The organism is Methylophaga sp. UBA1464 (assembly GCF_002325665.1).
Taxonomy (GTDB): Bacteria; Pseudomonadota; Gammaproteobacteria; order Nitrosococcales; family Methylophagaceae; genus Methylophaga.
In genome coordinates, this window is sequence record NZ_DCSO01000104.1 from 15,866 (window position 1) to 27,374 (window position 11,509).

13 protein-coding genes are annotated in these 11,509 nt (G+C 46.4%); 6 read left to right on the forward strand and 7 right to left on the reverse strand.

Going from position 1 to position 11,509, the window contains the following annotated elements:
- Positions 1-160 precede the first annotated feature (160 nt).
- Positions 161-1,096 (forward strand): carbohydrate kinase family protein, encoded by a 936-nt coding sequence (locus B3O33_RS14155; protein ID WP_292363851.1) that lies wholly within the window; start codon positions 161-163, stop codon positions 1,094-1,096.
- A 36-nt stretch (positions 1,097-1,132) separates the two neighbouring features.
- On the opposite strand, the gene B3O33_RS14160 is transcribed toward B3O33_RS14155, so the two are convergent.
- The 7 genes from B3O33_RS14160 to B3O33_RS14190 form a co-directional block, all read right to left on the reverse strand.
- Positions 1,133-1,621, reverse strand: a complete 489-nt coding sequence (locus tag B3O33_RS14160; RefSeq protein WP_292361857.1) for a phosphatidylglycerophosphatase A family protein — start codon at positions 1,619-1,621, stop codon at positions 1,133-1,135.
- On the reverse strand, positions 1,602-2,579 hold the full coding sequence (thiL, locus tag B3O33_RS14165; protein WP_292361856.1) for a thiamine-phosphate kinase: 978 nt from the start codon (positions 2,577-2,579) through the stop codon (positions 1,602-1,604). The genes B3O33_RS14160 and thiL overlap by 20 nt, the downstream gene beginning before the upstream one ends.
- A 46-nt stretch (positions 2,580-2,625) precedes the next feature.
- Positions 2,626-3,087, reverse strand: coding sequence for a transcription antitermination factor NusB (gene nusB / locus B3O33_RS14170; protein WP_292361855.1), 462 nt, complete (start codon positions 3,085-3,087; stop codon positions 2,626-2,628).
- A complete protein-coding gene (gene ribE, locus B3O33_RS14175; RefSeq protein ID WP_292361854.1) occupies positions 3,088-3,570 on the reverse strand; it encodes a 6,7-dimethyl-8-ribityllumazine synthase in 483 nt (160 codons plus the stop codon).
- A gap of 70 nt (positions 3,571-3,640) precedes the next feature.
- Positions 3,641-4,417: a symmetrical bis(5'-nucleosyl)-tetraphosphatase gene (locus B3O33_RS14180; RefSeq protein WP_349676322.1), complete on the reverse strand. Its 777-nt coding sequence runs from the start codon at positions 4,415-4,417 to the stop codon at positions 3,641-3,643.
- Positions 4,418-4,524: 107 nt separating this feature from the next.
- Positions 4,525-5,007, reverse strand: a complete 483-nt coding sequence (locus tag B3O33_RS14185) for a DUF934 domain-containing protein (RefSeq protein ID WP_292361852.1) — start codon at positions 5,005-5,007, stop codon at positions 4,525-4,527.
- Positions 4,991-6,649 (reverse strand): nitrite/sulfite reductase, encoded by a 1,659-nt coding sequence (locus tag B3O33_RS14190; protein WP_292361851.1) that lies wholly within the window; start codon positions 6,647-6,649, stop codon positions 4,991-4,993. Before B3O33_RS14190 ends, B3O33_RS14185 begins: the two co-directional genes overlap by 17 nt.
- 286 nt (positions 6,650-6,935) lie before the next feature.
- Between B3O33_RS14190 and B3O33_RS14195 the strand changes: the two genes are divergently transcribed.
- The 5 genes from B3O33_RS14195 to B3O33_RS14215 all read left to right on the forward strand — a co-directional run.
- Positions 6,936-8,381 carry an FAD-linked oxidase C-terminal domain-containing protein gene (locus tag B3O33_RS14195; protein WP_292361850.1) on the forward strand — a complete coding sequence of 482 codons (1,446 nt, stop codon included), beginning with the start codon at positions 6,936-6,938 and terminating at the stop codon, positions 8,379-8,381.
- A complete protein-coding gene (glcE, locus tag B3O33_RS14200) occupies positions 8,381-9,436 on the forward strand; it encodes a glycolate oxidase subunit GlcE (RefSeq protein ID WP_292361849.1) in 1,056 nt (351 codons plus the stop codon). The genes B3O33_RS14195 and glcE overlap by 1 nt, the downstream gene beginning before the upstream one ends.
- A gap of 2 nt (positions 9,437-9,438) precedes the next feature.
- On the forward strand, positions 9,439-10,659 hold the full coding sequence (glcF, locus tag B3O33_RS14205; RefSeq protein WP_292361848.1) for a glycolate oxidase subunit GlcF: 1,221 nt from the start codon (positions 9,439-9,441) through the stop codon (positions 10,657-10,659).
- Positions 10,652-11,095 carry a DUF3465 domain-containing protein gene (locus B3O33_RS14210; protein ID WP_292361847.1) on the forward strand — a complete coding sequence of 148 codons (444 nt, stop codon included), beginning with the start codon at positions 10,652-10,654 and terminating at the stop codon, positions 11,093-11,095. Before glcF ends, B3O33_RS14210 begins: the two co-directional genes overlap by 8 nt.
- Positions 11,096-11,138: 43 nt before the next feature.
- Positions 11,139-11,509: DNA-deoxyinosine glycosylase (locus tag B3O33_RS14215; RefSeq protein ID WP_292363852.1), on the forward strand; the 371-nt coding region annotated here is incomplete at its 3' end.

The window sequence follows — 11,509 nt, forward strand, 5'->3', positions numbered from 1 at the left end:
AAAAGATATAGAAAAGCTTGTTCGCGGTGAAACCGAACTGGCTTTATTACAAGGATGGCGTTATCAGATTGTGGGACATCACCTGACTGCATTTATTGACGGTCATTTGTCTGTCACGGCTGATATACAACAGATTCATACAAAAGAGGTATAAATAAAGATGTCGGTACTTATCTGTGGCTCATTTGCCTACGACAATATTATGGTGTTTCCGGATCAATTCAAAAATCACATTCTGCCCGACAAAGTGCATATGTTGAATGTAGCGTTTCTGGTGCCGGAGTTACGTCGTGAGTTTGGTGGCTGTGCCGGCAATATCGCTTTTAATATGAAAATGCTGGGTGATGAACCGGTACCGATGGGAACAGTCGGCAGTGATTTTGGTACGTATGCCGCATGGATGGATAAATATGCCATCAATCGCCGGCATGTACATGTCAAAGACGATCATTTCACAGCACAGGCCTATATCACCACTGATATTGATGATAATCAGATCACCGCTTTTCATCCCGGAGCCATGAACCTGGCCCATGAAACTAAAATCACCGAAGCGCAAAATATCAGGCTGGGCATTATCGCTCCGGATGGTCGTGACGGTATGATTCAACACGCTCAGCAATTTGCGGATGCCGGCATTCCATTTATTTTTGATCCGGGCCAGGGGTTGCCGATGTTTGATGGCGAGGATTTGCTGCAATTTGCCCGGCAGGCAACCTATATCGCCTTGAATGATTATGAAGCGCAGTTATTTGAAGATAGAACCGGCCTGCCACCCGGAGAAATTGCCAAACAGGTTGAGGCGCTTATCATTACTCGTGGCGCCCAGGGATCGCATATTTATACCGCGGGAAAACGTATTGATATACCCTGTGCCAAAGCCGAAAAAGTCGTGGATCCAACAGGTTGCGGCGATGCATATCGTGCCGGATTATTACATGGCATTTTGCACGGCAAGGATTGGGAAATGACTGGACGTATTGCGTCATTATTAGGTGCCATCAAAATTGAACAGCATGGCACTCAGAATCATCAATTTACCGCTGAAAGCTTTGCTGCACGATTTGAACAAAACTTTGGCATGACTTTAAGTTAGATTTTGTATAAAGCTCTGAGACTGCCCTTAGCAGTTTCAGAGCAAATAATGACAAAGCTGTAATACCATCGCGGCAAAAACTCCGGCGATTACATCATCCAGCATAATGCCAAAACCACCATGTAACTTGCGGTCGGCCAATGAAATCGGCCATGGCTTCCAGATATCAAATAATCTGAATAACACAAATCCCAAAAGCATCCACTGCCAACCGGCCGGGGCAGCAATCATTGTGATCAGATAACCGACAATCTCATCCCAAACCACGGCAGAGGGATCGTCCTGTTTCAACCAGTTAACAGCTTGCTGACAAATCCAGATCCCGGCAAAAAATGCGATGAAAGTGATGAGTAAGTAACTCAGCATCCCGACATCGTGGATCAGCCAATAGATTGGTAATGCGGCTATTGTGCCCATCGTACCAGGCGCTTTCGGGGATAATCCGCTTCCAAACCCATAGGCAAGTAAGCATGCCGGTCGTTTAAGCAAATCCAGCAATGTAACCTTATTTGGAGAAGTGGTCATAACCTGCCCTGATATTTAAGAATGGCTTCCAGTGACCCTGCTCGCCTTGATAATAAATGCCGGTATCGTCTGTGATTTCACCAATCACATGGATCAGGTTCGGAAACTGTTGTTTGAGCCCCGCCACTTTGTCTGCAGTTGCGGTAAAACATAATTCGTAATCGTCGCCACCGGTCAACGCCAGTTGTGTAGCAAGTTCCAGGGGTAATTTTTGCAACACAGCAGAAAACGGTAAAGCCGATAAATCCAGCTTTGCCCCTTTATTACTGGCGTTAAGGATATGAGTTAAGTCAGCTAATAAACCATCCGAAATATCAATGGCTGCATGTGCCTGACCAGCCAGTTGCTGACCGATTTGATTTCGTGGGGTCGGCATTTCCAGTCGCTGCAACAGATATTCGATATCTGTATCGCTTAACGCTGATTTATCTAACTGCCCTAACTTATATTGTAAAGCGGCAGCGGCATCACCAAGACAGCCTGTAACACATATCAAATCAGCCGGTTTAGCGGCATTACGCCGAAGCATATTTTCAGCCTGAAGATGACCATGCACCTGAATGGTGATGGATAACGGTCCTCGTGTCGTATCACCACCAACCAATTGAATTCGATGCTGTTTAGCGATTTCAGCTAAACCGGCTGAAAACTGTTTAAGCCACTTGTCGTTTATCTCCGTCAACGTCAGAGCGAGAGTAAACCATGCCGGCTCCGCACCCATTGCAGCAAGATCACTGAGATTGACCGCCAGCGCTTTAATGCCTAATCGATAGGGATCAACATCGGCAAAAAAATGTGTACCTTGCACCAAGGTATCAATGGAAACTGCCGTCAACGTATTTGCAGGAGTGTATAAAACAGCGCAATCATCTCCAATACCGACTACTACATCATCACGCTCCGCAGTTAACGTATTGAAATAGTGGTGGATAAGTGAAAATTCGGGTGATAAATTCATTTAAAAAAGCCCCGTCAGGATGGTTGCATCTTTTCGGGGCTGAGAATCAATTCGATTTTTTCTGGGCTCGAGAGACCTTGGCGGCCTGGTATTCTGCCTGGCGCAGACGAGCACCCATTTTATCCAGAACACCATTAACATACTTATGGCCTTGTTCTCCACCAAAGGACTTGGCGAGCTCTACAGCTTCATTCAATACCACCCGATAAGGGATATCCGGACGGTGCATATATTCAAAAACAGCCAAACGCAAGACCGAAACCTCAACAGGATCCACAGCGGATAAACTTCTATCCACCGCATGAGCCAGTTCAGCATCAATGGTATCAATTTCTTTGGTCACGCCGTCAACCAGCACTTGAAAATAGTTTTTGTCGATTTTATTGGCGTACTCGGCCATAACAAAATCCATCGTGTCTTTTTCAGGCGCCTGATTGTTGACAAGTGATTGATAAAGCGCTTGCACAGCAGCACGTCTAGCCTGGGTCCGGGGCAGTCCACCAGCCATTTACTTGGCATCTCCGATTTGACGTAATACATTAACCATTTCGATAGTGCTCATTGCCGCTTCAGCCCCTTTATTGCCAGCTTTAGTACCTGCACGCTCAATCGCCTGTTCAATTGTATCCACCGTCAACACACCAAAGGCAATCGGAATATCCAGTTGCAATGTCAGCTGACCCAGGCCTTTCGAACACTCACCTGCGACAAATTCAAAATGTGGTGTACCACCACGAATAACCGCGCCTAAGGCAATGATGGCATCGTATTTTTCAGTTTTGCCCATACGTTGTACGGCTAATGGAATTTCTACTGCGCCTGGAACACGGGCGATTTCAATATCTTTTTCCGCTGCTCCGTGACGTAATAAAGTATCGACTGCACCTGCAATCAGATTATCAACGATAAAGTCATTGAAACGGCCAGCAACGATACCTACTCGTATGCCTTTTGCGGAAAAGTCACCTGAAAAGGTTTTGATATTGCTCATATTTCAGAAATGTCCATTAGAGATAAAAAAGGTATTGTACTGTGTTTAAAAATGAATGCCTAACAGTCAGTTACAGCCAGCGTTGCTTTTCTGCAGCCGTTTTATTGCGTGCATGCGGCAAACCATCCGGATCGGCTTCAACCACTGTCCATTGGTAAGGCGTTTGATCAATGCGTACTGCCGTCAACTGCTCTCCCCACACCGCCCCACTGTCCAATGAAAAGACGTTGTCATACTGGCCTGTTCCTAATTGCGACCAATGACCAAATACAATCCTGTCATTGACGCTGGCGCGATTAGGCATCATGAACCAGGGTTTCTGCTCAGCCGGTTTATCTTCAGGTGCACCTTTGAATTTCAGTGCCAGACTGCCATCTTCATGACAATAACGTAAGCGGGTGAAACAGTTGGTAATAAAGCGTAATCGATCCCAGCCGGTTAAGTCAGCAGACCAGCGTTTGGGTTTATTACCGTACATATGCTTGAAGAAATCACGCCAGTTATCAGATTGAAGCACTGACTCCACTTCAGCTGCTCTGGCTAGCGCTTCATCAATGCTCCATTCGGGTGGTAATCCGGCATGAACCATCGAAAACTGTAATTCACTATCGTGGTAAAACAAAGGCTGATGTCGTAACCAGTAGACCAGTTCATCCCGATCTTCAGCATTCAGCACTGAATCAATCGTATCCAGTCGATGACTGTACTCAACGATGCCGGCAGCATGCGCCAGCATATGCAGATCATGATTCCCCAGCACAACTTTAGCTGTCTGCTCACCCAGGTTGCGAACAAAACGCAGGGTATCTAATGATTTTGGTCCACGGTTAACCAGATNNTAAGCCATATCTGATCCCACTGAGGATCAAATTGGAGTGTTTCGAGTAACTTGATCAGCTCGTCGAAACACCCCTGAACATCACCAATTGCATAAACTGCCATTTTGCTGGTGAATTAACGGCGACGAAACAATGGTTCAGGCCTTAATACTGTTGCCTGATAGCTTTCACTGAAATCATCAAATGCGGCTAGAGCTTGTGTCAGCCGATTCGGGTTTGCCAGTTCAAAACTATTGATACCGCACTGCGACATGTAAAACAGCTGGTCGTATAACACATCACCCTGAGCGCGGATTTCACCTTTAAAGTTATACCGGTCACGCAACAAACGGGCATAGGAGTAACAACGTCCGTCTGTAAATGCCGGAAATAACAATACAACGAGTTGAAAGCGGCCTAAATCCGGAACGATTTCCTCTAATGGATCATCCCCGGATAAACGAATGCCCAAGCCACCTTCGTGATGACTTAATGTCTCGTGCTGTTCCTGCCAACGTGTTATTGAAACCGTAATATTTCCAGCAACCAGAGCCGCCTCATCATCCAGATGCTGCCAGTTGTCTTCAACGATCTCGCGATCTTTAATGATCTGCTGCATAAACACGCTCCTTGAATGGATCTACGCCAATCCGGCGTACAGTCGCGAGGAAACTCTCATCTTCATAGCGTAAATCGATATAGGCATCCAGTAAGTGCGCTACCGTATCGACCACCTCATCTTTTGGAATAGCCCGACCAAGACGCTCACCAAGCGAAGCATCAGCCTCGGAACTGCCGCCCAGAGTAAATTGATACCACTCCTCACCTTTTTTATCGACGCCCAGAATACCGATATGCCCGACGCTCTGATGGGCACAGCCATTCATACAGCCTGAAAATTTGATTTTGATATCGCCCAGATCATGCAGGTAATCCAAATCATCGAACCGTTGGGCAATACCTTTGGATAATGGGATGGATGTGGCATTGGCCAGACCACAGTAATCCAGACCGGGACAGCAGATAATATCTGTCAGGGTATTGATATTAGGTGTGGCCAGATTTTCTGCATTCAAACGTAACCACAGGGCATACAAATCCGCTTGTTTTACATCGGTATAAACCAGGTTTTGTGTATGGGTGGAGCGCACTTCGCCAAAACTGAATTCATCCGCCAGGTCTGCGACGACTTCAAGCTGTTCAGAGGTAATATCCCCAGGTGCCTGGCCCGGTTTTTTCAACGAAACATAGACTGCACGGTAGCCTGAAACTTTATGGTCCGCAGTATTTTGCTTGACCCAAAGTGCAAATTCCTTGTCCTGTGCTAACAGATCCGCATAACTGCTGTCTGAATCAGCTGCATCCAATTCATAAGCAGGCTCGGTGAAATACTGTTTTACCCGTTCGACTTCTTTTTTATCCAGTTTCAACTGGTCACGGATATGTACCCACTCCGCTTCAACCAGTTCACGGATATGGTTGATACCGTGTTCACGAACGGTAATTTTGATACGTGCTTTATATTTGTTATCACGGCGACCCAAACGGTTATAGACACGCAGAATCGCTTCAAGATAGGACAACAAATCCTGTTTTTCCAGGAAAGGACGAATCTGTTCACCAATGATTGGGGTACGACCCAAACCACCACCCACCAGCACTTCAAAACCGACGTCACCTTCGTGATTTTTCACCAGATGCAAGCCGATATCATGCAACTTGGTTGCCGCGCGATCTTCATGGGATCCCACAACGGCAATTTTGAATTTGCGTGGTAAGTAGGCAAATTCCGGATGGAATGTTGACCACTGACGAATGATCTCAGCCCAGGGCCGTGGGTCTTCAATTTCATTGGCATTAACACCAGCCAGCTGATCTGAAGTGGTGTTACGAATGCAGTTACCACTGCTTTGAATCGCATGCATTTGCACGCTGGCCAATTCGGCCAGAATATCCGGTACATCCTCCAGTTTGGGCCAGTTCATTTGGAAATTCTGCCGCGTGGTGAAATGGACAAAACCTTTATCGTACCGACGTGCAACTTCAGCAATTTTACGAACCTGGCGGGATGACATCATCCCGTAAGGTACTGCAACACGGAGCATCGGCGCATGGATCTGAATGTATAAGCCATTCATCAGCCGCAGTGGGCGGAATTGTTCTTCGGTTAATTCACCAGCAAGGAAACGACGTGTCTGATCACGGAATTGCGCTACTCGCTGATCAATCATCGTTTGATCATACTTATCGTATTGATACATTTATGGTCTCTAAACGGTTTCAATGGAACCGCATATTATAACGATGACGGCTTATAACAGGAAATTATAAATGGCTATATCAATATTATTAAACACTTAAAAATCTGTCTAAAGCTCATTAAATCCAGTCGCTATTTCATCAACAGGAATCTGCGGATGAAATGCCTCAGAACTTCTGCAGACACGGAATTCGCGGCAACCGGCATCGTCCTCAGCTAACTAACAATAATTATTATGTGAAGATGTCACATGATTTGAAATATGCCATATTACGCAAATGAAAAAAATGCAATTAATTGCAGCGTTGCAAGCCATTCTGCCGGAATCAGCGATTCTTTCCAGCAAAGAATCCCAAAAACCTTTTGAATGCGATGGACTATCTGCTTATCGGCAATTACCTTTATTGACGGTATTGCCGGATACCATTGAGCAAATTCAGGCTATCTGTAAGCTCTGTAACCAGCAGCAGATTCCTCTGGTTGCCCGTGGCGCAGGTACCGGATTATCTGGCGGCGCAATGCCTCATGAAGAAGGTATTCTGCTCAATCTGGCCAAGTTCAATCAAATTTTATCAATAGATATTCCAAACCGCAGTGTCCGGGTGCAACCCGGCGTGCGTAACCTGGCAATTTCAGAAGCAGTGGCCCAGTACGGTTTGTATTACGCCCCGGATCCATCCTCACAGATTGCCTGTACTATCGGAGGCAATGTCGCCGAAAATTCCGGTGGCGTACATTGCCTGAAATATGGTTTAACGGTGCATAACATTCTGGAGCTCAAAGTAGTCATGGCTGATGGGGAACTGCTCACCATCGGTTCACAGGCTTATGACAGTGCGGGTTTTGACTTACTGGCGCTAATGACGGGTTCGGAGGGGTTACTGGGTATTATTGTTGAAGTCACGGTAAAGCTGTTGCCTAAACCTGAACGTACCCAAGTGATCCTGGCCGCCTTTGATGATGTAGCCAAAGCCGGCCGCGCCGTTGCCGATATTATTGCCGCAGGGATTATTCCGGCGGGTCTGGAAATGATGGACAAACTGGCCATTCAGGCTGCTGAAGCCTTCGTTCATGCAGGCTATCCACTGGAGGCTGAAGCCATCTTACTATGTGAAATTGATGGCAATAATGAAGAAGTTTCAGAGCATATTATGAAGGTTCATCACGTTCTGGAAAACAGTGATCCGATCAGCTTTGCGACAGCAGAGTCTGAGCAGCAGCGGAATTTGTTCTGGGCCGGACGCAAAGCGGCATTTCCTGCGGTTGGTCGACTTTCACCGGATTATTACTGTATGGATGGCACCATTCCCAAACAACATTTAGCTGCAGTGCTGCAGGAAATTCAGCGCTTATCCAGACATCACGAATTGGCGGTCGCTAATGTATTTCATGCGGGGGATGGCAATTTGCATCCATTGATTCTTTATGATGCTAATAACGCTGGGGAATTGGTTAAAGCAGAACATTTCGGTGCAGATATACTTAAATTGTGCGTTCAGGCAGGTGGCAGTATTACCGGCGAGCACGGCGTTGGCATCGAAAAAATCGATCAGATGTGCAATCAATTTGCTACGGATGAACTGGCACAGTTTCATTCGGTAAAAGCAGCCTTTGATCCGCAGGGTATTCTGAATCCGGGAAAAGCTGTCCCGACCCTGCATCGCTGTGCTGAACTGGGCGCAATGCATGTGCATCATGGTGAGCTTCCCCATCCGGAATTAGAGCGTTTCTGATGGCAGATATAAGTAAAACTATTCAACAGCAGATATTAACGGCCGTTGAAACTCAACAGCCAGTTAATCTTCGAGGTGGAAATACCAAGTCATTTCTGTATCACGCAAAACCTGGCGAAACGTTGTCATTGCAAGCACATCAAGGCATCGTAAATTACCAACCAACCGAGTTGGTTGTTACCGCTTATGCCGGGACTAAACTCAATGACTTGCAGAGTACACTGGCAGAACACAATCAACGCCTGCCATTTGACCCACCGCATTTCGGCGACGATGCCACGCTGGGTGGCGCCATCGCGACGGGATTATCAGGTTCCATCAGGCCGTTCACCGGCAGCGCCCGTGATTATGTGCTTGGTTGCCGGATCATCAATGGCAAAGGCCAGATAATGCAGTTTGGCGGACAGGTGATGAAAAATGTAGCGGGCTATGATGTCTCAAGACTCATGGTCGGAGCCATGGGCAGTTTAGGTGTATTACTGGAAATCAGTCTTAAAGTTCTGCCGATTCCCGCCAGCGAATGTTATCTATCACAGTCGCGCGATACGCAGGATGCATTACGAATGATGCAAACGCTGGCTGCGCAAAATCTGCCACTCTCAGGACTGGCTTATGATGGTAAAGCTGTGCATATTCGGCTGGCAGGCGCTGAAGCCGCTGTACGTGCAGCCCGACAGAAGCTCGGTGGTGAACATCATAAGGCGGATGTGTTCTGGACTCTGGTCAATGAACAACAATATCATTTCTTTGATGGTGAAATACCTTTATGGAGAGTTTCAGTACCACCCGCCACAGTCAATTTACCCATTTCAGGTAAACAGCTAGTCGATTGGGCAGGCGGTTTGCGCTGGGTGAAAACCGATGAAAGTGCTGAAAAAATCTTCACATTAGCTGCCCGCCATCATGGCCATGCGCAACTGTTTCGTACCGCAAAATTAACAGAAATACGTCGGCAACCATTAAACAGTGGCTTAAAACGATTGCATCAACAATTGAAACAAAGCTTTGATCCGCACGGTATATTCAACCGCGGCCAGCTTTATCCAGAGTTTTAATTATGCAAACCAGACTCGCAGCAAAATACGCCAATACTGAAAAAGGCCTGACTGCTGAATCGATTATCCGCAACTGTGTGCATTGTGGATTTTGCAATGCTACCTGCCCTACCTATCAGTTACTGGGTGATGAGCGCGATGGTCCTCGTGGCCGAATTTACCTGATAAAACAGGTGTTTGAGGGGGTATCGCCAACACGAGAAACACAAGTTCATCTGGATCAATGTCTCACCTGTCGCGCCTGTGAATCAACCTGCCCTTCAGGAGTGGAGTTTGCCAAGTTGGCGGATATTGGTCGCATGGAAGTGGACACATTGGTCAACAGACCTTTTGTAGATCGCCTGATAAGAAAATTATTGCTTCAGACTGTACCTTATCCCGCCACATTTCGCCCATTGTTAAAGACGGCCAATCTGTTCAAACCACTACTCCCACAAAGCGTAAAAGCCAGATTAATACCTGTACAAAAAACCAGACCGCTCATCCAGCAAACTCACCAACGCTTTATGCTGGTTTTAGCCGGTTGTGTGCAATCGGTCAGTAGTCCGAATACCAATCAGGCCGCAGCAAACGTTTTAGATAAACTGCAGATTAGTCTGCTGGAAGCACCCAAAGCGGGTTGCTGTGGTGCATTGGCACAGCATCTGTCCGCGGAAGAAAAAGCATCCAATCAAATGAAACAGAATATTGATGCCTGGTGGCCGTTTATTGAACATGGCTGTGAAGCGATAGTGATGACCGCCAGTGGTTGCGGAAGTACAGTAAAAGACTATGGCTATTTGCTGCGAAATGACAAAGTCTATGCAGAAAAAGCTGCCAAAGTCAGCGAACTCAGCAAAGATATCGCTGAAGTGATTGCTGCTGAAGATTTATCTGTATGGCAAAATCTGGGCGTTGGCAGCACTATTGCGTTTCAATCTCCCTGTTCGTTACAGCATGGGCAGCAACTAACAGGACTCGTGGAAACGATTTTGCAACAACTTGGATTCACCACTCCGGTTATCAATGATGCACATATCTGCTGCGGCTCAGCAGGCAGTTATTCGTTATTGCAGCCCAAATTATCCCAGTCGTTACGTTTACAGAAATTGTCGGCTTTGGAAGCATCACAACCGGATAAAATTGTTACGGCCAATATTGGTTGTCAGCTATACCTTTCAACACCGAGTCGTCCTGTGAATCATTGGATTGAAATGCTTGCGGAGCGAATTGAACATGGCTAATACAAAACGTATGAAACAGCGTATCTGGATCCTGTTCGGCTTTGCCATTTTGATCTTTCTGGGAAGCTTTTATGAGCCTGAGCCACAACGTAATCAAATCTCTCCTGCTGGAAGTGTTGAACAATTATTTGAACAGCGGCAAAGTGATGTTCAAATCGAGGTGGCCGGAACCGTTACCAGGCTGTTAGCAGATGATAATAAAGGCAGTCGTCATCAACGGTTTATTATTGAACTGGCCAGCGGGCAGACCTTATTAATCGTTCACAATATCGATTTGGCACCCAGAATTAATGAGATTAAAGAAGGCGATGATGTCCGTGTTTATGGTGAATATATCTGGAATGATAAAGGTGGCTTAATCCACTGGACGCATCATGATCCAGCCAACCGTCATCCTCATGGCTGGATAAGGCATCAGGGCAGACTCTATCAGTAATGCTGTTGATGAGAGAGATATTTCAACTCAGGCTGATACGGTTATGAAAGATAAACTCACACTGCAACCCGCATCCAGCTTTCCACCCATCGTTGGCCATGAACCACGGATTTTGATTCTCGGTTCCATGCCTGGTATTGAATCATTAAAACAACAACGTTATTACGCCCATCCACGCAATGCTTTCTGGCCAATCATAACGTCATTTTTTGGGCAATCTGTTAAGTTGGACTACCCACAACGCTGTGATTTATTAATACAAAAACGGATTGCCGTATGGGATGTATTGAAAAGCTGCCGCCGCCCGGGAAGTCTGGATCAGCATATTGAAACGGAATCGATGGTTGCCAATGATTTTGTGGAGTTACTGCAGCGTCATCCGTCAATAAGACAGATCTTTTTTAATGGTGGCAA